The organism is Sulfurospirillum halorespirans DSM 13726, assembly GCF_001723605.1.
In the GTDB taxonomy this organism is placed as follows: Bacteria; Campylobacterota; Campylobacteria; order Campylobacterales; family Sulfurospirillaceae; genus Sulfurospirillum; species Sulfurospirillum halorespirans.
Genome location: NZ_CP017111.1, coordinates 2,324,450 through 2,349,059 on the forward strand (window position 1 = coordinate 2,324,450; position 24,610 = coordinate 2,349,059).

Annotated in this window: 25 protein-coding genes; 13 read left to right on the forward strand and 12 right to left on the reverse strand. The window is 42.4% G+C overall.

All coding sequences use genetic code 11. The features are described from left to right. Positions 1-137: 137 nt before the first annotated feature. Positions 138-986, reverse strand: coding sequence for an IS982 family transposase (locus SHALO_RS11580; protein ID WP_025344650.1), 849 nt, complete (start codon positions 984-986; stop codon positions 138-140). Between the two features lie 235 nt (positions 987-1,221). Between SHALO_RS11580 and SHALO_RS11585 the strand changes: the two genes are divergently transcribed. Beyond that, a complete protein-coding gene (locus SHALO_RS11585) occupies positions 1,222-1,494 on the forward strand; it encodes a hypothetical protein (protein ID WP_069478668.1) in 273 nt (90 codons plus the stop codon). A gap of 55 nt (positions 1,495-1,549) precedes the next feature. Here the strand turns inward: SHALO_RS11585 and SHALO_RS11590 are convergent, their stop codons facing one another. Next, positions 1,550-1,834, reverse strand: a complete 285-nt coding sequence (locus tag SHALO_RS11590) for a hypothetical protein (protein ID WP_069478669.1) — start codon at positions 1,832-1,834, stop codon at positions 1,550-1,552. Between the two features lie 169 nt (positions 1,835-2,003). On the opposite strand from SHALO_RS11590, the gene SHALO_RS11595 reads away from it, so the two are divergent. The 4 genes from SHALO_RS11595 (at position 2,004) to SHALO_RS11610 (ending at position 6,107) form a co-directional block, all read left to right on the forward strand. After that, entirely contained in the window at positions 2,004-2,918 is a 915-nt protein-coding gene (locus tag SHALO_RS11595) for a DMT family transporter (protein WP_069478670.1), read from the forward strand. Between the two features lie 89 nt (positions 2,919-3,007). Continuing rightward, positions 3,008-4,168 carry a formate-dependent phosphoribosylglycinamide formyltransferase gene (purT, locus tag SHALO_RS11600; RefSeq protein ID WP_069478671.1) on the forward strand — a complete coding sequence of 387 codons (1,161 nt, stop codon included), beginning with the start codon at positions 3,008-3,010 and terminating at the stop codon, positions 4,166-4,168. Between the two features lie 71 nt (positions 4,169-4,239). Continuing rightward, positions 4,240-5,637 (forward strand): chloride channel protein, encoded by a 1,398-nt coding sequence (locus SHALO_RS11605; protein ID WP_069478672.1) that lies wholly within the window; start codon positions 4,240-4,242, stop codon positions 5,635-5,637. Continuing rightward, positions 5,634-6,107, forward strand: coding sequence for a 2-thiouracil desulfurase family protein (locus SHALO_RS11610; RefSeq protein WP_069478673.1), 474 nt, complete (start codon positions 5,634-5,636; stop codon positions 6,105-6,107). Before SHALO_RS11605 ends, SHALO_RS11610 begins: the two co-directional genes overlap by 4 nt. Before the next feature lie 13 nt (positions 6,108-6,120). Here the strand turns inward: SHALO_RS11610 and SHALO_RS11615 are convergent, their stop codons facing one another. The 5 genes from SHALO_RS11615 to SHALO_RS11635 all read right to left on the reverse strand — a co-directional run bounded on the left by SHALO_RS11615 (position 6,121) and on the right by SHALO_RS11635 (position 9,568). Continuing rightward, entirely contained in the window at positions 6,121-7,266 is a 1,146-nt protein-coding gene (locus SHALO_RS11615) for an iron-containing alcohol dehydrogenase (protein WP_069478674.1), read from the reverse strand. A 118-nt stretch (positions 7,267-7,384) separates the two neighbouring features. Continuing rightward, complete coding sequence (locus SHALO_RS11620; RefSeq protein ID WP_069478675.1) at positions 7,385-7,978, reverse strand: transglutaminase-like domain-containing protein; 594 nt, start codon at positions 7,976-7,978, stop codon at positions 7,385-7,387. 9 nt (positions 7,979-7,987) lie between these two features. Then, positions 7,988-8,344 (reverse strand): MmcQ/YjbR family DNA-binding protein, encoded by a 357-nt coding sequence (locus SHALO_RS11625; protein ID WP_069478676.1) that lies wholly within the window; start codon positions 8,342-8,344, stop codon positions 7,988-7,990. Between the two features lies 1 nt (position 8,345). Further along, on the reverse strand, positions 8,346-8,909 hold the full coding sequence (locus SHALO_RS11630) for a DNA-3-methyladenine glycosylase I (RefSeq protein ID WP_069478677.1): 564 nt from the start codon (positions 8,907-8,909) through the stop codon (positions 8,346-8,348). Positions 8,910-9,010: 101 nt separating this feature from the next. Further along, on the reverse strand, positions 9,011-9,568 hold the full coding sequence (locus SHALO_RS11635; RefSeq protein ID WP_069478678.1) for a GNAT family N-acetyltransferase: 558 nt from the start codon (positions 9,566-9,568) through the stop codon (positions 9,011-9,013). A gap of 288 nt (positions 9,569-9,856) precedes the next feature. Here SHALO_RS11635 and SHALO_RS11640 point away from each other — a divergent pair, with 288 nt between their 5' ends. From SHALO_RS11640 to SHALO_RS11650, 3 genes are all read left to right on the forward strand, one after another. After that, on the forward strand, positions 9,857-11,350 hold the full coding sequence (locus SHALO_RS11640; protein WP_069478679.1) for a peptide-binding protein: 1,494 nt from the start codon (positions 9,857-9,859) through the stop codon (positions 11,348-11,350). Between the two features lie 85 nt (positions 11,351-11,435). Next, the gene (locus tag SHALO_RS11645; protein ID WP_069478680.1) at positions 11,436-12,449 is read left to right on the forward strand and encodes an OmpA family protein; all 1,014 of its coding nucleotides are present in this window, start codon (positions 11,436-11,438) and stop codon (positions 12,447-12,449) included. 24 nt (positions 12,450-12,473) lie between these two features. Next, positions 12,474-13,277 (forward strand): mechanosensitive ion channel family protein, encoded by an 804-nt coding sequence (locus SHALO_RS11650; protein ID WP_084011037.1) that lies wholly within the window; start codon positions 12,474-12,476, stop codon positions 13,275-13,277. Here SHALO_RS11650 and SHALO_RS11655 read toward each other — a convergent pair whose 3' ends face one another. Then, positions 13,278-14,081, reverse strand: coding sequence for a DUF4197 domain-containing protein (locus SHALO_RS11655; RefSeq protein ID WP_069478682.1), 804 nt, complete (start codon positions 14,079-14,081; stop codon positions 13,278-13,280). A 69-nt stretch (positions 14,082-14,150) separates the two neighbouring features. On the opposite strand from SHALO_RS11655, the gene SHALO_RS11660 reads away from it, so the two are divergent. From SHALO_RS11660 to SHALO_RS11670, 3 genes are all read left to right on the forward strand, one after another. Further along, the gene (locus SHALO_RS11660) at positions 14,151-14,789 is read left to right on the forward strand and encodes an HAD family hydrolase (protein ID WP_174543306.1); all 639 of its coding nucleotides are present in this window, start codon (positions 14,151-14,153) and stop codon (positions 14,787-14,789) included. 180 nt (positions 14,790-14,969) lie between these two features. Next, a complete protein-coding gene (gene nifJ / locus SHALO_RS11665) occupies positions 14,970-18,533 on the forward strand; it encodes a pyruvate:ferredoxin (flavodoxin) oxidoreductase (RefSeq protein WP_069478684.1) in 3,564 nt (1,187 codons plus the stop codon). Between the two features lie 161 nt (positions 18,534-18,694). After that, complete coding sequence (locus tag SHALO_RS11670; protein ID WP_069478685.1) at positions 18,695-19,390, forward strand: superoxide dismutase; 696 nt, start codon at positions 18,695-18,697, stop codon at positions 19,388-19,390. Between the two features lie 48 nt (positions 19,391-19,438). On the opposite strand, the gene SHALO_RS11675 is transcribed toward SHALO_RS11670, so the two are convergent. The 4 genes from SHALO_RS11675 to SHALO_RS11690 form a co-directional block, all read right to left on the reverse strand. Then, positions 19,439-19,633, reverse strand: coding sequence for a hypothetical protein (locus SHALO_RS11675; protein WP_069478686.1), 195 nt, complete (start codon positions 19,631-19,633; stop codon positions 19,439-19,441). A gap of 96 nt (positions 19,634-19,729) precedes the next feature. Next, positions 19,730-20,491: a hypothetical protein gene (locus SHALO_RS11680; protein ID WP_069478687.1), complete on the reverse strand. Its 762-nt coding sequence runs from the start codon at positions 20,489-20,491 to the stop codon at positions 19,730-19,732. Then, on the reverse strand, positions 20,484-20,723 hold the full coding sequence (locus SHALO_RS11685) for a hypothetical protein (protein WP_069478688.1): 240 nt from the start codon (positions 20,721-20,723) through the stop codon (positions 20,484-20,486). The genes SHALO_RS11680 and SHALO_RS11685 overlap by 8 nt, the downstream gene beginning before the upstream one ends. Beyond that, positions 20,720-22,543, reverse strand: a complete 1,824-nt coding sequence (locus SHALO_RS11690; RefSeq protein WP_069478689.1) for a Na/Pi cotransporter family protein — start codon at positions 22,541-22,543, stop codon at positions 20,720-20,722. The genes SHALO_RS11685 and SHALO_RS11690 overlap by 4 nt, the downstream gene beginning before the upstream one ends. 84 nt (positions 22,544-22,627) lie before the next feature. Here SHALO_RS11690 and luxS point away from each other — a divergent pair, with 84 nt between their 5' ends. Together luxS and sstT are read left to right on the forward strand one after the other, a co-directional pair. Continuing rightward, complete coding sequence (gene luxS, locus SHALO_RS11695) at positions 22,628-23,131, forward strand: S-ribosylhomocysteine lyase (protein ID WP_025345708.1); 504 nt, start codon at positions 22,628-22,630, stop codon at positions 23,129-23,131. A 236-nt stretch (positions 23,132-23,367) separates the two neighbouring features. Then, complete coding sequence (sstT, locus tag SHALO_RS11700) at positions 23,368-24,576, forward strand: serine/threonine transporter SstT (RefSeq protein ID WP_069478690.1); 1,209 nt, start codon at positions 23,368-23,370, stop codon at positions 24,574-24,576. The last annotated feature ends 34 nt before the right edge of the window (positions 24,577-24,610 follow it).

The window sequence follows — 24,610 nt, forward strand, 5'->3', positions numbered from 1 at the left end:
AAACATCTCTTTGTTTAATAAAATTTGAGTTACTACTTAAATCTTATCTTCTTGTTAATCCTTTTTTCCTTTAAAATTAAAATTTGTATGCCATTTCACAATCAATAATCTATTTCTTAACTACATAACCCAAACTGCTAGTTAAACAGAAGGGCTTTTTTGTGATCACTAAGCTTCAAAAAGCAGTTGATAGCATAAGCAGTGATGAAGAGTCTAAGCTTTGTTAAAAAGCCACCAATGGTTGTAGCCTTGATTACTTTACCAAATTTAGCAGTTATCATAGAAAAGGCAGTTTCTACACCTTTTCTAATTCTACGCTTGGTACAATACTCATTAAAATCTTCTCTTGGCATATTGCTACGTCCAATAGGCGATAGTACAATATCAAATCGTTTTAAAAAAGCTTCTAACTTTGATGAAATATAACCTTTATCTCCAATCGTAATCGATTCTTTGGGGAGATTGTGCATGAATTGATACCCAGCCGTAACATCGTGTATAGAGCCTTGTGAGATATGAACCATCACAGGTTCTTTATCTGTCGTCACCACCATATGGACTTTAAGCCCATAAAAGAATCTCCCTTTGGATGCATTGTAACCTTTCAAAGATGGATCACTCCACAATCTGACTCTGCTTTGCCTCGTTATCTGACACAATTCAACAGGAAAAGAATCTACGGAGTAAATCTTGGCACCGTTTAATCGCTGAAACAATGAGCCTAAAAACAAAAAAAGTGTGGACAACACGTCATTGATTTTTACTAAGCGGCGCAAAAATCTCGTGTAGTCAATCTCTTTCACCAAGTGCATCATCTTAACATACTGATGTGCTTTGAAATAGTTGCCATTAAAATCATTCACTGCCATATACCCGATAAGCAGCACTTCTGCATTACTAATCTCAGCTCTAACATCATCTTTTATCCCTGATACCTTCAAATACTCATCAATTAAACAATAAACGGTTATAATATCTCGCTCCATAATCTCGCCTCCCACGGCTTTTTATGGAGTTTAAAGCAACTTTCAAACCATCTTCTCAACTAGCAGTTTGGGTTTATTTAAGTTATACATATATTAATCCAAAAAATTGTACACATGTAATCTTTTTAAACAATTAACAGGATTAAATCTTAACTTTAAAGACATTCAAGCCTTAGTTGCATATGATGACGTTGAAAAAATTATTTATCAGATTACAAAGTATAGAGGAATCTATATGTTTCAAAATGGAAAATTTATTGAAAAAAAATCGAAATTTATTACGAAAATATCAAACTTTTTTATAAAATTAACAAGCATAGGCACTTTTGTTTTATTAGCATTACTTGCTATCTTATTTCTTTCAACAGAATCGACTCCTAAAATGATAATTTATTTTGTTGATATGGTGGTGCTTTCTATATATTGGATTTATAGTATGAAAACATTAGATGATATTAAAGAAGCCAAAGCTTTACTCGCAAATTTTAGTAATCAACCGCAAATGTAGGAGGGGTAAAGTACATTAAAGTTTTGACTTATTATGGTATGGAAAGAAGATAATTTCAATAACGTGCCAATTCTTGCATGAGTGCTTTAACTTCTTCTGTGTCAAAAAAGAGGTTAAACTCCAACTCTTTGGCAAATTCTTTAAGTAGAGCAATTTTTTTCGCTTGGCGCTCATTGGGATTTTGGGTGCGTTCAAGTTCGACATAGAGTCGTTGTTGGTACATCTCACGAATCTCTTCTTTTTTTTGAGGGCTTGATTTGGGTTTGGTACGTGGTTTGAGCCAAAAATAAAAAGCGACAAAAGCACTGCTTAGAATAAGAATTTGAGGGAGAAAATCCATAAATGACCTTTTCATGTAAAATGAGTTCATAGTATATCTAATCAAACGTGATAACATTTAGACTTTTTCATCACTTTTGTGTAGAATGGTGATTACAAATCTTCATACTGATTGAAATCCAAATGGAGTGCCACTGTATGCTAAACATAACACTCTTTAACGATATGGCATGAGTACTTCTCCACGACCATCTCACGTTTATCACGCTTCACCAAAATTAGCACTTTTAGCGGCCTGTGGAGCAGGAGTGTTGTGGGGAACGGGTGCGCTTGTTGTCAATGTGCTTGTCGCCAAACATGGCTTCACTCCTGAAAATATCTCTTTTTGGCGCTTTGCCATAGGCGCCGTTATTCTTGTCACTGTTTTTGGTCGTAGTATTGTATGGAGCAGGTTAAAGCCATTATTGCTTACGGTGCTGCTCAGTGGCGTAGCGATGGCGGGTTATGTGTTGCTTTGGTTTTTGGGCATCGAAAAAATAGGGGCGGCCATTCCAACATTGATTGCACTTTGTTTGCCACCCGTTATCGTCACTATTATCGCAATCATTCGCGGTCACGAAAAAGCAGATGCACTATTACTTTTGGTTCTTATGGGTGCTATCACTGGAACGATTTTGATCATTGTAAGTCATGCTAGTCCAACGAAATGTGTTGATGGTTACAACACATTGCTTGGTATTGTATTTTCGATTGGTTCGGCACTTTTGTATGCAGGGTTTTCTATGATCAGTGGGCGCATTTCAAGTGCCCTTGGTGCAGGAGCTGCTACGGCATGTTTGAGTGTTGTTGCAGCAGCCGTCATGAGCCTGTTTGCGTTTAATCAGCCACTGATCTGGCCTACCGATATGCCACTTCAAGTCTGGTTTTTGTATCTGGGTGTCGTCACGGCAGCCCTTGCTTTGCTTGCATTTAGTTGGGGTGCGGCACGACTAAAACCCACGACGCTTACAGTAGCTACACTGCTTGAGCCACTGACGGCTGTGGTTCTTTCCGCTCTCTTTTTGGATGAGCATCTGAGTGTTTTGCAGTGGATAGGTGGTATTCTTTTGTTATTCAGTATTTGGGTACTTGGGAAGAGAAAATAACCACGATTTTAGAGAAGTGATGCGTATAAACCATCAAATCTTAAACCACTTTTGTGTAAAATCTCTTAAACTAACACAAAGAGGAAATCATGCACTTTACAACTCCCCTTAAAAGCAACAGCACTAAAATTATGCTCATTGGCAGTGGCGAACTGGGCAAAGAGGTTGTCATCGAAGCCTCCCGTCTTGGCATCGAAACCGTAGCGGTCGATTCGTATCCGCAAGCACCCGCACACCTTGTGGCAAATCGAAGTTATGTGATCAATATGAAAAACAAAGAGGAGCTTTTGGAGGTGATTCGCCTTGAAAAGCCGACGTTCATCTTGCCTGAAGTGGAAGCACTCAGCATCGAAGCGCTCATTGAAGCGGAGAAAGAGGGTTTTTGTGTGATTCCCAATGCGGATGCCGTGAAAAAGACGATGAACCGCAAAAACATTCGCGAGTTTGCCGCCGAGCAATTAGGGCTTAAAACCAGTGGTTACGTCTTTGTTAAAACGCTTGAAGCATTGCAAGAAGCGACGAAAATACTAGGAATTCCGTGTGTGGTTAAGCCTGTTATGAGTTCTTCTGGGCATGGACAAAGTGTTATCCGAAGTGAGGCGGACATTCAAAAAGCGTGGGAGATCGCCAAAGAAGCACGCGGTGATGCAAGTGAGCTGATCGTTGAGGCGTTTGTGCCGTTTGACTATGAGATCACGCTTCTGACCGTGCGTAATGGCAAAGAGACCGTATTTTGTGAGCCGATTGGGCATATCCAAGAAAACGGTGACTATGTGCTCAGTTGGCAGCCCGTGCCGATGAAGCCTGAAGTGTTAGCCAAAGCACAGATGATGGCAAAAGCGGTGACCGATGGTTTGGGTGGTCGTGGGCTTTTTGGTGTCGAATTTTTTGTTAAAGACGATGAAGTGTACTTTAGTGAACTCAGTCCTCGTCCACACGACACGGGAATGGTCACGATGATCACGCAAAGCCAGAGCGAATTTGCTTTACATGTAAGAGCAGTTTTGGGCTTGCCGCTTGATTTTACGTTTTACGGCTCGGGTGCGAGTGGTGCGTTTAAAAGCATGAATGAAGAGCATGTGCCAACCCTCACGATTCCTGAGAGCGCATTTTCTAAAAATTCCTTTGTGCGTATTTTTGGAAAACCGGTGAGTCATGTGGGGCGCAGAATGGCAGTTGCACTTGTTTTAGATGAAGTGGAAGCAGCGAAAAAACGAGCGAAAGAGATTGTTGCGTCGATGGTCGGATAACGGTTCAGTATTTATAAAAAATTTACAAAAGAGGGCTATAATGAAAAAAGCCCAAAATTTAAAGAGTTTTTATGAATAAACATGTCATTGAACAGACAGTGATTTTCTTTAGCGTTTCCAAGTGGTTGTTTCTCTCCTCAGCTGTTGGTATTATGATAGGCGGGCTGATGTCCGTCTTTCTTAACATTCTCTCTACCGCCGAGCAGACGCGGAGTTTGCTCCCCTTTCCTTTCTATTTTACCCTCCCTTTTGCTTTGATGCTCACAACATGGATCGTGCGAACGTTTGATCAAAACGCGACGGGACATGGTACGGAAAAAGTCATTGAAGCGGTGCATAAACGAGATGGTTACATCAATGCCAAAGTGATTCCTGTTAAACTGGTTGCCACGGTTCTGACAATCTTTTCAGGCGGTTCGGTCGGAAAAGAGGGACCTGGTGCGCAAATCGGTGCAGGAGCGGCTTCGTTTGTGGCGACACTGCTCAAATTTTCCAAGACGGATCGTAAAAAACTGGTCATTTGTGGTATTAGCGCAGGATTTGCTGCGGTGTTTGGCACACCGATTGCAGGGGCTATTTTTGGGATTGAAGTGCTTATTATTGGCGTCATTATGTACGATGTTTTGCTGCCTTCGTTTATCGCAGGATTTGCGGCGTTTACCACCGCGCAGTTTTTGGGTGTGACGTATCACTATTATGACATCAACATGTACCGCGCGTTTAACTTGGATTTTGGATTGATTGGGCAAGTTGTGATGGCGGGGGTTTTCTTTGGCATTGTCTCAGACCTGTTTATCACTGCGGTCAATAAAATAGAAACAGGGATCAGAACGATTCCGTATAACCGCTATTTAAAAGCATTTGTGGCGGGTTTGGTGATGGTCATTGTCTCCTATTTTCTCTCGGAGAGTTATCTGGGGTTGGGGCTTGGCACGATTCGCGATGCGCTCAGCCCAAGTACGCTCATTTCCGATAATGTCCATTGGTACGACTTCATTTTAAAAACTATTTTTACCGCGATAACGCTGGGTTCGGGTGGCAGTGGCGGTATTATCACGCCTGTTTTTTACGTTGGGGCGACGAGTGGCGTTGTTTTTGGGCATCTGAGCGGCGATCACATTGCTTTATTTGCAGCGCTTGGGTTTGTGAGTGTTTTGGCGGGGACAACCAACTCTCCAATCGCTTCTATCATCATGGCAGTGGAGCTTTTTGGTGTGCATATGGCAAATTATGCGGCACTGAGCGTGGTGATTGCCTTTTTGATTACGGGGCATCGCAGTGTCTTTCAGTCTCAAAAGTTGGCATTGAACAAGGCGGATAACATCACGATTGGCAAAGGAAATGACCTTGATGATACTTCCATCAGCATTGATATGAAAGATATTGATAAAGTCAAACGCCTTCGCAATCGTTTGCGGTATAAAAGGCTGCGATGGCAAGTAAAAAATGCAAAGGATGATTTTGAATGAGTAAACGAAAAATCCTCATCAGTGCCTGTTTGATCGGCGAAAATGTCAAATACGATGGTGGCAATAATGCTTTACATGTAACGGTTTTGGAGCAGTGGCGGGAGGAAGGACTTTTGGTCTCATTCTGCCCTGAAGTACTCGGTGGATTGGCTGTGCCACGCCCTGCGTGTGAAGTGCTTGAGGGAACGAACACGGTTTTATGTAAGAGTGGTGAAGATGTAAGCGTTGCTTTTGCCAAGGGCGCTAAAGAGAGCCTGAGAATTGCCAAAGAAGAGGGCGTGTGCATGGCGATTTTAAAAGCGAGAAGCCCCTCATGTGGTAAAGACATCATCTACGATGGCACGTTTACGAGCACGCGCGTGAATGATTCTGGGATTACATGTAAGCTTTTACAAGAGAGTGGCATTGTGGTTTTTAGTGAAGAGGAGATAGTTTTAGCAGAAGCGTTTTGGAGGCAAAAAGGGGAGTGACCCCTTTTTGTTTTTATGCGTTATGCAAAATTATTTCGATGACTTCTTGGGTGTAAACCTCACTTGCGCCTTGTCTCTGCGCTGCTAAAAAGACATTGGCTGCGATAGTAGGAATGGCATCTGCGTTAATGCCCGCCTCTTTTAAACTCACCGGTGCGCCGATTTTAGTAAACCAGATTTTAAGGGCTACGATGCCTTCTTCGGCACTATTTTTCCCAAAAATATTTTGCGCAAAACGTTTGAATTGCGTAGGATTTTGCGTGTGAAACCATGTCATCCATGCAGGAATAACAATCGCCAAACCTGCTCCATGAGCGATGTTGAACAGTGCTGAGAGCGAATGCTCGATCATATGGTTGGGAAAAAGCGTTGGGTTGGTGCCCGCTGTCGTCACACCATTGAGTGCTTGGGTCGCCGCCCACGTAAACTCTGCTCTGGCATTGTAATCGTCAGGATTTTGAAGCAAAATCTCGGTGGTTTCCATGACGGTTTGGATAATGCCCTCAACCATGCGCGATTGAAAATGGGGCTGAACGCTCGCCGTTAAATAGCCCTCAATCACATGTGCGATGATGTCAACCGCGGAATAGGCGAGGTAATTTTTAGGAACACTTTTCGTGAGCTCTGGATTAAGAATCGAGAGTCTTGGATAGACATGAATGGAGGCAATGTTGTACTTTTGCTGTATCGTATCGTTCGTGACAACAGCAAAGCCGTTCATCTCGCTTCCCGTTGCGGCAAGGGTCATGATGGCATACACAGGAAGTGCTTTTTCAATGACAGATTTGCCAATAAAAAAGTCCCAAACGTCGCTATGGTATAACGCGCCTGCGGCGATACTTTTAGCACTGTCTAAAATAGAACCTCCTCCGATAGCAAGTACGGCTTGTACTTTTTCTTCTTTAGCAATGGCGATGCCTTCGTGCACTTTGGAAAGGATGGGGTTGCTGATGATGCCAGAGAGTTCCACCCACGCAATGCCTTTTTCGCTCAAACTGTCGGTCACTTTCTTATAAAGTCCATCGCTTTTGATGCGCTCACTGCCGTAACAGAGCAACACTTTGGTAATGGCATCGTTGGCAATAGCTGTGCCAATGAGGTTCTCTTTGTCTTTTCCAAATTCGATTTTTGTGGGGTTGTGGTAGGTAAAATCAACCATAAGTTCTCCTTGTTTTTGATGATGGTATTATAGAAGCAAAGGGCTCAAAAGCGATAGAACATTTACACAGAATGGTTGCCTAATCCTGCATAAAATCTTTACATGTAAATATCTAAAATCATGTTATTTCTGTACAATCAGGCAGATGTTGAAGCGACTCTTCAAAGCGTGTGTAGGTTTGAAGTGCGGTAATGACAAGCGATAATGGCTCATTTAAAATTTCTTGGAAGTCGATTTCATGGGCTGTTTTGACTTTAAAAGCCAATTGTTCAAGTGGTGGGGAAAATTCTGCATGGATGCCTTCTTTATTGCCTCTCGCATCAACGCGGTACCAGTCAAAATCTTTGAGATAAATCGCATTGAGTCCATGCAGCATGTAAGGTTCGCTTCCATTATCCACAAGGCTGAGTCGTTGGTAGCAAAAGCCTGCTGGAATGCCATTGGCACGACAGAGTGCAGCTAAAAGATGGCTTTTGGCATAGCACCATCCTGTCTCATAGGTTAAGACATCGCTCGCTTTACATGTAATGATCGCATCTTTATGATCTCCAGTATGGCGGATGTGGTCTCGCACAAAGGTAAAGCAGTTTTTGGCAATCTCAACATCGCTCGCGGCATCTCCTTTGAGCTCCTGAGCTTTTGCCAAAATCAGAGGGTGCTCAAAATCAATGATCGATGAGCTATGAAGATAATCTTTTTTTTCATAAAGCATCCATTTCCTTTATGAACTGTAAATCTGGTTTTGTGCTTTTTTAGAGAGTGAGCCAAACACAAGGTCGTACGAGTCATCGATCCACTCAAAGATCGACGCATCGTCCACTTCACCTTCGCAGATGATCGTATTCCAATGTTTTTTGTTCATGTGATACCCCGCGATGACACTCGTATACATTTCGCGCAGTTCTCGTGCGTAGAAGGGATCGCATTTGACATTGATGCGAGGAGGTCGGCTCTCTTCATCGATGAGGGCGAAGATTTTATTGCCGACTTTATACACGGCGGTCGTTTCATCAAACGGGTACTCTTTAATCGAACCCATGTGGCTTAAGCAGTAGTTGCTGAGGATTTCAAAGGTCATTTTATTTGCATCCACAGCTATTTTCGTGGTCGTTGACCATGCCACACGCTTGCATAAATGCGTAAATCGTGGTTGAGCCTACATACTTGAATCCTCGTTTTTTCAAATCTTTGGTCAGCGCGTCGGAGATAGGTGAAGTACATGCCGCGGTTTTGTAGTCTGCCACATCGTTGACAATCGTTTTGCCATCCACATAATTCCACAAATAGGTGTCAATTGAGCCAAATTCTTGAGTGATGGCTTGAAACAGTTTGGCATTAGTGATGATCGCTTCGATCTTTGGGCGACTTTTGATCACTTCGCCTTCATTTAAAATGCGTTCTACATCCATTTCACCAAAATGCGCCACTTTTTCAAGGACAAAACTGGCAAAGGCATTGCGGTAGCCGTCACGTTTTTTAAGAACGGTGAGCCAACTAAGCCCAGCAGATTGGGTCTCTAAACAAAAAAGCTCAAAAAGGGCGCGCTCATCATGCAGCGGTTTTCCCCACTCTTCATCGTGGTACGCCACGTAAGTTGGATCGCTCAGTTTGACCCAGCCACAGCGTGAAAGATTTGGAGCCATTTGGATTCCTCAGGCAGAAATATCGTTACGTGATTTTAGCGCAAGAGAGTTAACGAACAGAAACGATGCGTAAAATCTTTACATGTAAAGCAGTAAACCACTCACCGTAATGTTTTGGAAGTATCGTAGACCAATTCGTAGTAGTGATTGTTATTGAACGAAAACTCTGTGATGACTTCAAGTCCGAGCCTTGAATGCGCTTTAAATGAGCGTTGGTTAACTTTGTTGATGAAGGTCACCAAAATAGGGTAGCGTTTGCTCATCTCTTCTCGTGCAAAATCAAAAATCGCTTCAAGCGCACCACTGCCACGCACACTTTTATCGATGCAAACAGGACCGTATTGGTACGAGTTTTCGGTCGTGATCGTTTGTCCAAGATAGCTTAGATTGGGAAGGTCGTGAATCATCTGGGTAAAAATAGGCCAAATAGAGCAAAATTTCCACGAACCGCACATCACATACGCAACGACCGTGCCATTTTTACGCGCGATAAATAAAGCATTCTCTTCGTTGATGAGTTGGGTGAGTTGCTCTTTGGTAAATGACGTGGTCACAAAGCCATCTTTTTTATCTTCAGGGGTGATCGTGTCTATTTGGTACTTGCTATGAAGTTCTAACACGTCATCGATGTCATTCAGTGTTGCAATGCTTAGCTGCATACGCTTCCTTTTTTAGGCAAATTGTACTGCGTCTCACACTAAAATAGGATAAAAGAGAGAAAAAAACTCCTATTAACTTTTTGTTTATGAAAGATTAATAGAGCGTTTAAACAACTCCCCTATACTTTCATTACCAAGACAATTACCTCCTTTTTGTGTATCACTTAACCATTTTCAAGACAGCTTCCAGATTGCCCGGTCTGGAAGCTTTTTTCATTTTTAACACGCCTTCAAAGCAAAGCTTTTCAACGATGTTGGCAGAATGATTCTGTGTGGTATAATTTCCCCATGAAAACACTTTTAATCCTCCTTTTTTTCTTTACATGTAATGCTCTAGCCAGCACGCTGCATCTGTCTATCTCTGCCAATCCGAGCAGGCTTAATCCTATTCTTTCAACCGATTCGTCAAGCTCAACTGTGGCAAAATGGATTTTTAACGCCTTGGTGACGTACGACAAAGATGCGAACATTATCCCCGAACTTGCAGAAAGCTACACCTTTTTAGATGATACGACACTGATTTTCAAGCTGAGACAAGACGTGAAGTGGAGCGATGGCACACCTTTTAGTGCGAAAGATGTGCTCTTTACCTACGAGACAATCACCTCTCCTAAGATCTTTACACCGTACGCTTCGAGCTTTATGCACATTTTACATGTAAAGATGCTCGATGATTTTACCGTAGAAGTGAAGTACAAATACCCGTACTTTAAAGCGCTCGATGTGTGGATGATGGAGATATTGCCAGAGCATTTGCTTAAAAATGAAGCCGATTTGATGACAAGTAAATTCAACCAAAATCCAAGGGGCACAGGGCCTTATACGCTGAGCCAATTTAACATCTCCAAAGACATTGTTTTAGCTGCAAATCCAAGCTATTTTATTCATAAACCCACCATAGATACGATGATTTTTCACTACCTTCCTGACCCTTCTTCAGAATTTTTAATGCTTAAATCGCATCAGCTTGATGTTGGAACACTGAGCCCTTTGCAATTAGAGCGCCAAATTGATGAGGATTTTCGCAAACATTACACCCTGTATGAAGAGATTTCGCACACCTTTTCGTATGTGGGTTTTAACCTTAAATCTGAAAAATTTAAAGACCCGAGGGTGCGTGAAGCGCTCTCTTTAGCCATTGATCGCCAAGAGTTGGTTGATATTTTGTATTTTGGTCATGGCAAAGTCTGCACGGGTCCTTTTTTACCCGGAACGGGAGCTTTTAACGCGGATGTGAAAGCACCAAAACCGGATCTTCCACGAGCCAAAGCGCTTTTAAAAGAGGCGGGTTATGATGAAAACCATCCTTTTGAGTTTGAACTCACCACCAGTGCGAACCGCACGACTGCGGCACAAGTGTTGCAGTACCAGCTGCAAAAAGCGGGCATCGTGATGAAACTTCGCGCCGTAGAGTGGCAAGCTTTTTTAAATACCGTTGTTTTCCCCCGTAAATTTGATGCCGTTTTGATTGCATGGAGTTTAGCCATTAACCCCGATGCGTATACCCTTTGGCACAGTGAATCCATGCGCAAAGGTGGATTTAATTTTATTGGGTACGAAAATGCTGAGGTAGATCGGTTGATTAAAGAGGCGGAAAAAATTGTGGATCAAGAGAAATTTGATGCACTTTATCAAGAAATTTTTGCCAAAATTGTTGCGGATAATCCTTATCTTTTTTTAGTCATCCCCAATGAAATTACAGCCGTCAATAAAGAGATAACCCCCGTCTCAACCTCGATAATTGGGGTTTCGCACAACCTTATTGATTGGATTAAACCGTAAACTTAATTTTTCTTTGCCTAAAGTTGTGCTATAATTTGTCTCTTCACACACAGAATGTTAGAAATATTAGTTTAAAGGATATGAAATGAAAAAAACATTGTTTTCATTGGCGGCATTAACATCTTTGGCATTTGCAGCACCAACTGCATACAACTACGAGGTAACACCAACTATTGGTGGTGTTTATCCAGAAGGTAATCTTGATCTTAAAGAACAATTAACCTATGGTTTGAGATTTGGTATCAATCTTGATAACACTATCTTTGATCAATTCGAGCTTGGTTATGACAGATCTGACAATATTGATTATAAAGCGGGCAGAAATGACAGTACTGACTTTAACCGTTACTATGGTAACTTGGTTAAAGAGTACAAAATGACTCCTGAGACTGCATTGTACGCGTTAGTGGGTATCGGTTACGAAGATCTTAGCAATGAGCAACTTCAAAACAGAGACAGTATGTTTGCACAATACGGCGGTGGTGTAAAATACTGGGTAACAGATAGTTTCGCTCTTAAAGCAGAAGTTCGCCATGCGATTAAATTCCACGGTGGAGACAATAACTTGTTCTACAGCCTTGGCTTTACCATTCCTTTCGATGCAAAATCAGCGCCTGTTGCAGCAGCAGCGGCTAAACCTGAGCCAAAACCAGCTCCGGTTGTAACAGCACCTAAAGACAGCGATAACGATGGTGTCTATGATGATAAAGACAAATGTCCTAATACTCCAAAAGGTACTGTTGTTGATGCAGATGGTTGTACTAAAATCATTCGTTTACATGTAACATTTGATTTTGATAAATCAACTGTAAAACCAGAGTTTATGCCTGAGATTCAAAAAGTAGCAGACTTTATGAAAGTAAACCCAGGTTACAGTGTTGTTCTTGAAGGTCATACTGACTCTAAAGGTAGCGACGCTTATAACCAAAAACTTTCTGATCAACGTGCAAAAGCAGTTGCAAAAGCCCTTGGAAATCTTGGTGTTGCAGCAGCTAAAGTAACCACAGAAGCGTATGGTGAGAGCAAACCAGTTGCAACCAATGACACTGAAGCGGGTCGTTCTGAAAACAGAAGAGTTGACGCAATTTTCAAAAAATAGTTTTAGAGGATCATAAGCGTGCCTATGGATTTTAGCTGGAGTATGGTTGTCAATTTTGTTACCCTTTACGGGGTGAAAGTACTTGCCTCTTTTCTGATTTTCTTTATCGGTAAAAGAGTAGCAGCCCTTTTAACAGCGATTGTTGTTAAAGGGATGCGCACGTCAAAGATTGACGAGACCATTACCAGCTTTTTTTCCAATGTCATCTATTTTGGTCTTTTGGTGGTGATTATCCTAGCAGCTCTAAGCAACCTAGGGATAAACACCACCTCTTTCTTAGCCGTTCTTGGCACAGCAGGTCTAGCCATTGGGCTTGCACTTCAAGGCACACTTTCCAATGTTGGAGCGGGTATTTTACTCGTCTTTTTCAGACCGTTTAAAATCGGTCACTCTGTACAAGTTGCAGGTGAAAATGGCACCGTTGAAGAGCTCAATCTCTTTAGTGTTGTGCTTAAAACAGCAGATAATAGGCAGATTATTATTCCCAATTCTGCGGTGATTGGTAAAAACATCATCAACTTCTCCGCCAAACCAACCTCACGTATCGATCTTCTTTTTAATATAGGCTACGAAGATGACCTTCGTCTTGCCAAAGAGACACTCCAAGCCATCGTTGATGCTGAAGAGAAAATCTTAACAGATCCTGCTCCTTTTGTCGCAGTAAGTGAATTAGCACCCACAAGTGTGAAACTGGTTGTGCGTCTTTGGGTTAAAAATGAAGATGCTGCGTCTGTTACATTTGCTATTACTGAAAAAGTTAAACTCTCTTTTGATGAAAAGAGGATCACTATTCCTCATCCTCCTTTAGTTGAAAAACCTCTCGCGTAACTATTTTCCAAAAACCTGCTGAATGATAGAGCTTCCACTAGAGAGTGGATTGCTACGAAGCGCTTTTTCTTTCTCTGCAATCATATAAAAAAGACCATCGAGCGTTTTTCGACCGATGTAATCTTCAATACTCTCATCACCACTTGGAACAGCATCGCCCATCCCAAACCCTTTTGCAATCGATGAGGCTTGTCCTACAAGGGCATTGTTTGAAACGCTTGATGTCGTACTACTGCCACCTGCAAACTCTTTGAGGCTTTGATACGAGCTCATCACTTGGTTTTCACTGATACTCTCTTTGATGATCGGCATAATGGCACTGAGCAGTTTTGTGCCTGATTTCGTTTTAAAATAATCTGTAGCCGCGGTATTACTTCCTTTGACAATTGCATTTGCATCTTCGACACTCATACCTGAAATCGTATCGCTCAGAATCGAAGCAGTTTTTGGAACAGCCTTGGTTGCTGCAGTGTTCATTGTTTTGACAAAATCATCCACATAGCTTTTGCCACCGAGTTTTTCAGCCGCAGTGGCTACGGGTTTCATCGAAGAAGGCAGTGGAATTTTAACGGCACTGTTGTTTAAAAATCCTCCCTCTTTTCCCAACAATGACACAGCTTGTTGTGCTCCAAGACTCAGGGCTTCTTTGACGCCTGAAGTGGCATTGCTTTGTGAGGTTGTTGAACTACTTGAGGTCGTTGTTTTGGGTGTGGAGGTTGCACTAACGGCACTATTAACAGCGTCTTGCCAATTCGCAGCGCACAGCATAAGGGGCGCTAAAAGTATAAGGCTTTTGGGTAACATGTAGCTCCTTTTTAATGGTCTTGAAGTTATAATAGTACTTTACATGTAAAAGAAGTATTAAGGGTGAAGATGAAGACAATTTTATTCGATTTAGACGGTACATTGATCGATTCAACCGATGCAATATTGGAAAGTTTTAGTGTTGCGTATGAGACCTTTGGACGCTTAGTTCCTGAGGACGACATGATCAAAAAACTCATTGGACATCCTCTTGATTTGATGTTTACCATGCTGGGAATTGATGCGTTAGAAGCCGATGAGTATGTTCATGCGTATAAAGAGCACTACAGACTGATTTCACGCAAAAAAACGACACTGTTGCCTCTGGCATATGAAGCCATCACGCGAGCTTCAAAAATGGCCATTTTGGGTATTGTGACGACAAAGACGGCACAGTATTCCGAAGAGCTTTTAGAGCATTTAGGCGTGATGCACCACTTTAAAGTGTTGATTGGAAGAGAGTCAGTGACCCATCCCAAACCTCACCCTGAACCCATTCAAAAAGCATTGATAGCGCTGAATGCTGATCCTGAACAGACATGGATGATCGGCGATACACCTATGGATATTATCTGTGCAAATGAAGCGGGAGTAAAGAGTATAGGCGTGCTCTGCGGGTACAGTACGCAGTATGAGTTACAAAAATACACTTCTTTGATTGGTCGTGATGCCTTAGACGCTGTTAAAATGATTGGACAACACACTTAGTATTTTTATTATATCTTTATCATATTGTTAGACTATGATTTTGCGTAAGGCTTGGTTAAACGATTATTAAACCATAGGTGGGTACGTTTCATTTATGAGTTATTAAGAGAATGCTAAGTAGAATGGGAAAATCATCAGAAATGAATGTACGAATAACAATTATAATCTAAGGGGAACTTAATGGCAAAAGTCATGAAAACTATGGATGGTAACGAAGCTGCCGCATACGCATCTTACGCCTTTACCGAAGTCGCAGGCATTTACCCAATTACACCTTCTTCTCCAATGGCGGATTTCACCGACATTTGGGCAAGTCAAGGTAAAAAAAACTTATTTGGTATGCCTGTTAAAGTTGTTGAAATGCAAAGTGAAGGTGGCGCAGCTGGAACCGTGCATGGTTCGCTTCAAGCAGGTGCCCTTACAACGACCTATACCGCTTCTCAAGGTCTGTTACTTAAAATCCCAAATATGTATAAAATGGCAGGTGGATTACTTCCAAGTGTTATCCATGTCGCCGCTCGTACCCTTGCAACGCATGCACTTTCTATCTTTGGTGACCACCAAGATGTGTATGCCGCTCGCCAAACAGGCTATGCAATGCTCTCTTCTGGTTCAGTTCAAGAAGTCATGGACTTAGCAGGTGTTGCACATTTATGTGCCATTAAAGGGCGTATTCCTTTTATGCACTTTTTCGATGGTTTTAGAACATCGCATGAGATTCAAAAAATTGAAGTGATGGACTATGCCGTTTTCGATAAGCTTTTAGACAAAGAAGCTGTTCAACGTTTCCGTGATGATGCACTTAACCCAGAGCATCCTAAAACGCGTGGTACAGCACAAAATGATGATATCTATTTCCAAGGCAGAGAAGCGCAAAACAAATTTTACGATGCGTTACCTGACATTGTAGCCCATTATATGGCTGAAATCTCAAAAGTAACAGGAAGAGATTATAAACCTTTCACCTATTATGGTGCGAAAGATGCTGATCGTATTATTGTTGCGATGGGTTCTGTCACAGAGTGTTTGAAAGAGACGATTGATTATTTAATGAGCAAAGGTGAAAAAGTTGGTTTGATTACACCGCATCTTTACCGCCCATTTAGTATCAAATATTTGATGGACGTTATGCCTGAATCCGTCAAAAAAATTGCAGTGCTTGATCGTACCAAAGAGTCAGGATCTATCGGTGAGCCATTGTTCTTGGATATGCGAGCTGCATTTTATGGACATAAAAATGCGCCAGTCATCGTTGGCGGACGTTATGGTCTCTCTTCAAAAGACGTTGATCCAGCACAAATGTTGGCTGTTTTTGAAAACCTCAAATTGGCTGAGCCTCACAATGACTTTACTATTGGTATCTTTGATGATGTTACCTTTAAATCATTGGATGTTAAAGAGAAAATCAGTTTGGGTGAGCCTGAGACGAAAGAGTGTCTCTTCTACGGACTTGGAGCGGATGGTACCGTAGGCGCAAATAAAAGTTCGATTAAAATCATCGGTGATGAAACCGACATGTATGCACAAGCGTATTTTGCCTATGACTCCAAAAAATCAGGTGGCTTTACCCGTTCTCACTTACGTTTTGGAAAACACCCAATTCGTTCAACCTACCTCGTTTCTAACCCTCACTTTGTCGCCTGTTCTGTGGCCGCATACCTTGAGTTGTATGATGTCATCGATGGTATTAGAGAGCATGGAACATTTCTTCTGAACTCCATTTGGGATGCTGATGAGACGATTAAACGTATTCCAAATAAAGTCAAACGCATTTTAGCAACCAAAAACGTTAATTTTTACATTATTAACGCTACAAAATTAGCACGTGACATTGGTTTAGGTAACAGAAGTAACACCATTATGCAATCTGCTTTCTTCAAACTTGCAGAGATTATTGATTTTGAAGAAGCACAAGCCTTTATGAAAAAACAAGCCTACAAAACGTATCACAAAAAAGGTGATCAAATTGTTGAGCTTAACTACAAAGCGATTGATGTGGGGGCTAATGGTTTGATTAAAGTTGAGGTTGATCCTTCATGGGCAAGCCTTAAAGATGAAGTCAAAACACAAGATGTGGTTATGTACAAAGGTACGCCATTTGTTGAAGCAATCGCAAAGCCAGTCAACGCTGCGCGCGGCGATAGCTTACCTGTTTCTGTTTTCAATGGTTACGAAGATGGTACGTTTGAGCATGGAACCACTGAATATGAAAAACGTGGTGTTGGTGTCACGGTTCCAAAATGGATCGAAGAAAACTGTATTCAATGTAACCAGTGTGCCTTTGTCTGCCCACATGCTGTTATTCGTCCATTCCTTATCAATGATGCAGAGTTCGCCGCTGCCCCTGAGGGTGTCAAAACCCATGCACTTGATGCAAAAGGAAAAGAGCTTAAAGGTCTAAAATACAAAATCCAAGTCTCTTCACTTGACTGTACAGGCTGTGATCTGTGTGTTGAAGCATGTCCAACCAAAGAGAAGTCGCTTGTTATGGTTCCACTGGGTGAAAGTCTTGAAGCGGGTGAGCAAGAAAATGCAGATTACCTCTTCAAAAAAGTAACGTATAAAGATGATATTCTCTCTAAAAGCAGTGTTAAAGGTGCTTTGTTTGCACAACCACTCTTTGAGTTCCACGCAGCATGCCCAGGTTGTGGTGAGACGCCTTATATCACGCTTGCAACCAGACTTTTTGGTGATAGCATGATGATTGCCAATGCAACTGGATGTTCCTCAATTTATGGCGGTTCTGCGCCTTCGACACCATACCGTAAAAATGACAAAGGTCATGGTCCAGCATGGGGTAACTCACTCTTTGAAGACAATGCGGAATTTGGTCTTGGTATGCATGTTGCTACCGAAACAATGCGCCATAGAGTTCACTCTGTTATGGAAGCATCTGTTGAGAAAGCGCCAAATGCGATCGCAGCACTTTACAAAGATTGGATCGAATTTAGAGACGATAGAGTCAAGTCTACTGAAATTCGTGATCTTTTAGTACCACTTTTACAAGCAAATCCAACGGCAGCGGGTGCGGATGTCATTCTTAGCCTCAAACAGTACATTTCTAAAAAATCACAATGGATTTTTGGTGGAGATGGTTGGGCATACGACATCGGTTACGGCGGATTGGATCATGTTATTGCTAGTGGCGAAGATGTCAACATCTTGGTTCTTGATACTGAGGTTTACTCCAATACCGGCGGTCAAAGCTCAAAATCTTCTCGTGCAGGTTCTATCGCTCAATTTACAGCAGCAGGAAAACCAAGTCAGAAAAAAGACCTTGGCTACATCGCTATGACATACGGTAACGTATTTGTGGCACAAATCAACTCTAACGCCTCTGCGGCACAAACGATTAAAGCCTTTGAAGCAGCCGAAGCGTATCCTGGTGTATCACTCATTATCGCTTATTCTCCATGTATCGCACATGGTATTAAAGGTGGTCTTGGAAAATCAGGTAACCAAGGTGAGCTTGCTACTAAATGTGGTTACTGGCCGATTTATACCTACGATCCACGCCTTGAAGCAGAGGGTAAAAACCCAGTTAAAATTACAGGAAAAGAGCCTGATTGGTCATTGTATGATGATTTCTTGATGAACGAAGTTCGTTATGCGTCACTTAAAAAGTCAAATCCAGAGCATGCGCAAGCACTCTTTGAACACAACAAAAAAGATGCACAACGTAGATGGAGACAGCTCAACCGTTTAGCCATTGCTGACTTCTCAAATGAGGTTGAAGGGGCGTAAAAACCTCTTCTTTGAAGAGCAAAAGTAGTTTACTTTTGCTCTTTTTTTTTCTTTGATTCTCTTCTTTCTTAAGTGAAAATTCCCCTTATCTTTCTAAGCTTCATTTAACGCTAACCTCTATAAAATCGAACGTAATCTATTTTAGTTTAAGGAGGTTTAAGATGTTTCAATCCACAATGTCGCGCCAGAGTATTATGGCGTTTTTATTCGCTTGGATTCTCGTTCCTTTAGCGATGGCAGATGCGTTTACGCTTGCCCCTTTGCCTTATGCCAACGATGCGCTTGAGCCTGCCATCGATAAAGAGACGATGCAGATCCATCATGACAAACATCATCAAGCGTATGTTACCAATCTTAACGCGCAAGTAGCAACCTATCCTGAACTTTCCACGTTGAGCCTTGAGAAGATAATGGCGTCGATGTCCAAATACAATGCAGCCGTACGTAACAACGGCGGAGGGCATTACAATCACGATCTTTTTTGGAAACTGATGGCACCTGTGGGAAAAGGTGGCACACCCTCAGTAGCACTTCAAAAAGCGATTGAGCGTGATTTTGGAAGTTTAGATAAACTGAAAGAGATGTTTGAAAAAGCAGGCGCAACGCGCTTTGGCTCAGGTTGGGCATGGGTGATTGTAAGTGCAGATAAAAAGCTTGTGATTACGTCAACTCCCAATCAGGACAATCCGCTGATGGACGTGGCAGACATAAAAGGAACACCGATTTTAGCCGTCGATGTTTGGGAACATGCTTATTACCTCAAATACCAAAATAAACGAGGGGATTACCTTAAAAATTGGTGGAGTGTGGTGAATTGGAATGAAGTCAATGCTCGCTTTGATGCGGCATTGAAGTAGTCAAAAGGATTTACATGTAAGGTCTGAAATCCTTACATGTAAACGGTTTTAGTTTTGAAGTTCTGCTTCGACTTGTGCGTTTGATTTGACCACGTCACCACTTCCATGAATGATATGAGGGATACAACTTGTACAGACATGAATAGTCTCTCCATTTTTCATCGCTTGAATAAAAACCGCCCCCGCACTCTCTTCACTGGTTCGTAAACAGACATTACAGACTTGCATTGCATTGATTTGCATCGAAAACTCCTTGTTAAATGTGATGTATTATAGTTAAAAAAAAGGTCGAAAAGATTGAGCGAGATCAAGCTTTGAGACGTTAAAGTCTAGAAAAGCCTACAAAAAGAGCACCACGCTGATCATTGCGTCGATACCGATGTCTACGGGTTCTTTGCCGATGAGTCTTGCGCTGTTTTTGACGTGGAAGATGATTTGGCTGAGCAGAATCTCAAAATTGAAGTTGGAAGAATCTTGGATGCTCTCTTTGCGGCTTTTGATGGAAGAGAGATTTTCAAGCATCTCCCATGAAGGTGATTGCCCCACGAGAAGTTTATTTTGAAACTCGACTTGCCAGTTGTTTTGCCATGTGAGAAAGAGGTAGCGACCTTTGTCGTCTTTGCCCGTTTTGATCTTCCATTTGATCACTTCAAGGTAGTAGTAGAGCTTTTTAAAGCGCTCTTCATCGTACGAAAGGGTGGTGATTTGATGCCCTTCACCGATTTTGTAGCTCTCCCACAAGAGTTTATAAATGCCTAAAATGAGAAAATCGTTACGCTCAGGAATGGTGCTGTTTTTATCAAAAGCGAGCCTAAGGTAGTCGTCGTACGTTTTGAGGTAAGCGCCATTGTACTGCATGCGAATCGTGTTTTTCGTGTTTTTCATCTCCGTAAAAATGTACTTTTGGCTCTCTTTACTAAAGCCATTGGGATTGCGAAGATCGAGCTTCTCTTTGTAGAGGATGAGGTTATCAACACTTTTTCTAAAATCATACTGCAATGAGGTCGCTCCATGTGATTGCAGTACTTCTCCGATCTTCTCTTGATTGGGTGCCGCACAACCGCACAAGAGAAACAAAGCCAAAAAGCCGTGTCTAATCATCCACGATTTCCTTCCCTTTTTTCATCTGTTTTTTGATAATTTTAATGCTATCGTGAAGGGCTTCGCGTTTGATCAAATCGGTCTCATTTTTGAGCTCTTGCTTTAAGAGAATGTGTCTGAGTTTGAGTTTTTTGACAAGCTCTTTGACCGCTTTTTTTTTCGTAGACTCGGCACTTTCTGGGCTCATCCCAAATAATTCTTGCATCTTTTGGATAAATTTTAAGCCGCTCATGAGGTACTCCTTGGGCTTGAGGCGTGTGTTAGGTCGCTTATTTCGGCTTCATTTAAGATCAAAGCTTCACGACCTTCGGTGGATTCGGACGTGGCGTGAACGAACAGCGTGTGCGCAACTTTGCTAAGCTCAGAAGCGATTGTGTAGGCATAGCTCGTGTCGTTCATGAGTGAGGTTGCCATGGTGTAGGTGATTTTATTGGTACGGATGAGATTATCGAGTGATTTATTGGCGGCGATGTCGTAATTTTGAGCATCGAGTTGGAGTTTGCTTAAGAGTAAAACGGCGACATCTTCTTCGGAAGTGTTAAAGATCATCTGCATGGTGCGCAGGTGTTTGATGAGAGTTTTGCGAATGTGGTTGTACTCGTTTTTGATGTATTCGTTGTCCGATTCGAGGTAGCGAAGCATGTTTTTTTGCATGTGCTTTGCCGCTTTAAACGCTTCAACAATGTCAATCGTTGCGTTTTTGATGGGGATAAATTGCTGAGTTGTGACATCGGAAAACTTTCCTTGCGCCACAATGGCAAAGGTGATGATCTTGCCGTAAATCTCTTTGATGCGCCTCTCGTAGTAGTCATCCATGTTTACATGTAAGGCTTGATCGCGCCTTTTTAAAATATCTTCGATCTCCATGCCTGAGGAGATATCCTCTTTAGTGACGCTTAATCCTTGCGCGATGATGTCGTAAACATTGTTGTAAAGATGTTTCGTCTCTTTTAAAAGGGTCGCTTGAGCGGTATCTGGAAAATCAAGCGCTGCGTCGTTGATAAACAAAACATCATCGATGGCATTTTCAGCAGTGATTTTGGGTTGAAAAAAGTAATTGAGCAGGCTGACCAAATGGTGCACGAGTGGGGCGAAGAGAAGCACGCAAAAGAGGTTAAAATAGGTGTGATACAGAGCAAGTTTTAGCGTGTAATCCTGCTCAGAAATCCCAAAAAATGGCGCGGTATGGTCAATGAAATGGATAAATTGCGGAACAAAACCGATGAGCAACACGCCCGTTAAGGTGTTAATCAAAAAGTGCGCCGCCGCGAGCTTTTTACCTTCCATTCCAGCGCCAAGAGCACCTAAAATAGCGGTAATCGTCGTTCCTATGTTCGCCCCGATGGTCAGCGCAATGGCATTTTCATAGGTGATTTGCGACGCCGAAAGGGCGGTTAAAATTAACACCAATGAAGCGTGCGAGGACTGCATGACGATGGTCATGACCGCACCTATGATCGCAAAAAGGATGATGCCTGTAAAGCCATCGGCGGAGTATTGGGTGAGATCAATGGTGGCTTTAAACGCGTCAAACCCCTCTTTCATGTAGGCGATGCCCAAAAAGGAGAAGCCAAGTCCTGCAAGCGCGTAACCGATGCCTTTAAGACGCTTGCTCTCTTGAAAAATAAAGAGCATGCCAAAAACAAGCATCGGCAAAGCGTAGGTCGCGATGCTAATTTTCAGCCCAAGCCCTGCAATCAGCCACGCCCCAGTGGTCGTACCGATGTTTCCGCCTAAAATGATGCCCACACCTTGCGCAACGCTGATCAGCCCTGCGCTGATAAACGAGATCGCGATGACAGCGGCTAGACCACTGGATTGCATCAGCGTGGTGATGACCGTTCCAAACAGGATGCTTTTGTAGAGACTGTCAGTGATTTTTTTGAGAAATTTATCGAGCAGTCCGCCCACGAAAAAACGAAATCCCTCTTCAAGGCTTTTCATTCCAAAGAGAAAAATGGCGACACCTGCGGCAATCGAAAGCAGATTTTGATTGTAAAAAAAGGTAAACGAAAGCGCTATGATAACGATAAAAAGAAACAGACGTTTCACAGGGTTTCCTTTACATGTAAAGTAGTTGAAGGGCAAATTATTGTACACTTTTTTTGATATAATTGCCGAAAAAAAGGACTCAAAATGCCATTATTAGATAGTTTTTGTGTAGATCACGTCAAAATGCCCGCTCCTGCGGTAAGAGTTGCTAAAACGATGAAAACGCCTCATGGCGATGAGATCACCGTGTTTGATCTTCGTTTTTGCAAACCCAACGAAACGATTTTACCCGAACGCGGTATTCATACCCTAGAGCATCTCTTCGCAGGCTTTATGCGCAACCACCTTAATGGCGAAGGCGTTGAGATTATCGACATTTCACCGATGGGCTGTCGTACCGGTTTTTACATGAGTTTGATCGGCACACCTGAGCCTAAACGCGTGGTGAGTGCGTGGAAAGCTTCGATGAATGACATCTTACATGTAAAGAGTGAAAACGATATTCCTGAGCTCAATATTTATCAGTGCGGAACCTATAAAATGCACTCGTTGGATGAAGCGCACGACATTGCTTCTACGATTTTAAGCACCGAAATTGGTGTGATGGATAACGAAGCTTTAAAACTCGATACTTCAAAAATTTCATAGACTTCTTTTCGAACTCCTAACACGCTTTTAAAGCAAAGCTCTAAAAGCTACGTTAACACTAGGTTTTGCTCGGCGCAAAGCCCACGCACCTTTGGTGCTTTGACTTTTTGCAACATTCGTTTTGCAAAAAGTCTACTCATTTTAACGTCTCGATAAGAACCTTTTCTATATGATTAACTTTTTGTTTTAAACAAAAACTTAGGGTACACACAATCTTATGAGTAAGGAAGGTTTTTATGGAGCGTTTAATCGCACGGTATAAAGAGGGCAATCTGATTGTTCTCATTCTTTTAGGTATGGTTTTGGGCGTTGTGATTGCACTCATTTCGCCAATGGCTGCACAGGCAGTTTCGATTTTAGGAAAACTCTTTGTTGGAGCGCTTAAAGCGGTGGCTCCCATTCTCGTTTTGGTGCTTGTCTCAACGGCGATTGCGACCAAACCCGTGGGTGTTCAAACGAACATCAAACCCATCGTTCAACTCTACGCCATCGGTACGTTTTTAGCCGCACTCGCAGCGGTTATCGTCAGTTTTGCGTTTCCTGTAACGTTGATACTTTCTAGTGGCGCAGATGCGGGTTTAACACCGCCTCAAAGCATCATTGCTGTGATCAAAGGCTTTTTGGTGAGCATGGTTGACAATCCTATCAATGCGCTCGCAAAAGGCAATTATATCGGTGTGCTCACTTGGGCAGTAGCCGCTGGTATTGCGCTTCATCATAGCAGTGAACAGACTAAAGTGGTGCTAAAAGACGTGAGTGATGCGATGACCAAAATCGTTCAAGCCGTCATTCGCTTAGCGCCCTTTGGTATCTTGGGTTTGGTCGCAGAGACCTTTGCCGAAACGGGTTTTGCCGCACTGCTTGGGTATGGAAAATTGCTCATTATTTTGGTAGGAACGATGCTGTTTGTAGCCCTTGTGCTCAATCCGATCATCGTCTACGTTAAAACCAAACGCAATCCGTATCCCCTTGTGTTCACATGCTTAAAAGAGAGCGGTGTTACGGCATTTTTTACCCGTAGTTCTGCGGCGAATATTCCTGTCAATATGGCGTTGTGCAAAAAATTAGGGCTTCATGAAGACACCTACTCCATCTCTATTCCCTTAGGTGCGACGGCGAATATGGCAGGTGCGGCGGTTACGATTACGGTCTTAACGCTTGCAACGGTCAATACGCTAGGTATCTCCGTAGATCTTCCAACCGCACTGCTCTTAAGTGTGGTTGCAAGTATCGCCGCAGCGGGTGTTTCAGGCGTTGCCGGGGGTTCACTTCTTTTGATTCCTCTGGCGTGCGGTCTTTTTGGTATTAGCGATGAGATTGCGATGCAAGTGGTTGCGATAGGATTTTTAATCGGGGTCGTTCAAGACTCGACAGAGACGGCGCTGAACAGTTCAACAGATGTTGTTTTTACCGCCGCATGCTCAGATGAGCCGATACGGTTATAAGCGTTACATGTAAAAGAGTTTGGCAGTTAATTGG

Coding starts and splice junctions, on each gene's coding strand:
- SHALO_RS11580 (WP_025344650.1), bottom strand. CDS start 986: ATGGAGCGAGATATTATAACCGTTTATTGTTTAATTGATGAGTATTTG.
- SHALO_RS11585 (WP_069478668.1), top strand. CDS start 1,222: ATGTTTCAAAATGGAAAATTTATTGAAAAAAAATCGAAATTTATTACG.
- SHALO_RS11590 (WP_069478669.1), bottom strand. CDS start 1,834: ATGGATTTTCTCCCTCAAATTCTTATTCTAAGCAGTGCTTTTGTCGCT.
- SHALO_RS11595 (WP_069478670.1), top strand. CDS start 2,004: ATGAGTACTTCTCCACGACCATCTCACGTTTATCACGCTTCACCAAAA.
- purT (WP_069478671.1), top strand. CDS start 3,008: ATGCACTTTACAACTCCCCTTAAAAGCAACAGCACTAAAATTATGCTC.
- SHALO_RS11605 (WP_069478672.1), top strand. CDS start 4,240: ATGAATAAACATGTCATTGAACAGACAGTGATTTTCTTTAGCGTTTCC.
- SHALO_RS11610 (WP_069478673.1), top strand. CDS start 5,634: ATGAGTAAACGAAAAATCCTCATCAGTGCCTGTTTGATCGGCGAAAAT.
- SHALO_RS11615 (WP_069478674.1), bottom strand. CDS start 7,266: ATGGTTGATTTTACCTACCACAACCCCACAAAAATCGAATTTGGAAAA.
- SHALO_RS11620 (WP_069478675.1), bottom strand. CDS start 7,978: ATGCTTTATGAAAAAAAAGATTATCTTCATAGCTCATCGATCATTGAT.
- SHALO_RS11625 (WP_069478676.1), bottom strand. CDS start 8,344: ATGACCTTTGAAATCCTCAGCAACTACTGCTTAAGCCACATGGGTTCG.
- SHALO_RS11630 (WP_069478677.1), bottom strand. CDS start 8,909: ATGGCTCCAAATCTTTCACGCTGTGGCTGGGTCAAACTGAGCGATCCA.
- SHALO_RS11635 (WP_069478678.1), bottom strand. CDS start 9,568: ATGCAGCTAAGCATTGCAACACTGAATGACATCGATGACGTGTTAGAA.
- SHALO_RS11640 (WP_069478679.1), top strand. CDS start 9,857: ATGAAAACACTTTTAATCCTCCTTTTTTTCTTTACATGTAATGCTCTA.
- SHALO_RS11645 (WP_069478680.1), top strand. CDS start 11,436: ATGAAAAAAACATTGTTTTCATTGGCGGCATTAACATCTTTGGCATTT.
- SHALO_RS11650 (WP_084011037.1), top strand. CDS start 12,474: ATGGATTTTAGCTGGAGTATGGTTGTCAATTTTGTTACCCTTTACGGG.
- SHALO_RS11655 (WP_069478682.1), bottom strand. CDS start 14,081: ATGTTACCCAAAAGCCTTATACTTTTAGCGCCCCTTATGCTGTGCGCT.
- SHALO_RS11660 (WP_174543306.1), top strand. CDS start 14,151: ATGAAGACAATTTTATTCGATTTAGACGGTACATTGATCGATTCAACC.
- nifJ (WP_069478684.1), top strand. CDS start 14,970: ATGGCAAAAGTCATGAAAACTATGGATGGTAACGAAGCTGCCGCATAC.
- SHALO_RS11670 (WP_069478685.1), top strand. CDS start 18,695: ATGTTTCAATCCACAATGTCGCGCCAGAGTATTATGGCGTTTTTATTC.
- SHALO_RS11675 (WP_069478686.1), bottom strand. CDS start 19,633: ATGCAAATCAATGCAATGCAAGTCTGTAATGTCTGTTTACGAACCAGT.
- SHALO_RS11680 (WP_069478687.1), bottom strand. CDS start 20,491: ATGATTAGACACGGCTTTTTGGCTTTGTTTCTCTTGTGCGGTTGTGCG.
- SHALO_RS11685 (WP_069478688.1), bottom strand. CDS start 20,723: ATGAGCGGCTTAAAATTTATCCAAAAGATGCAAGAATTATTTGGGATG.
- luxS (WP_025345708.1), top strand. CDS start 22,628: ATGCCATTATTAGATAGTTTTTGTGTAGATCACGTCAAAATGCCCGCT.
- sstT (WP_069478690.1), top strand. CDS start 23,368: ATGGAGCGTTTAATCGCACGGTATAAAGAGGGCAATCTGATTGTTCTC.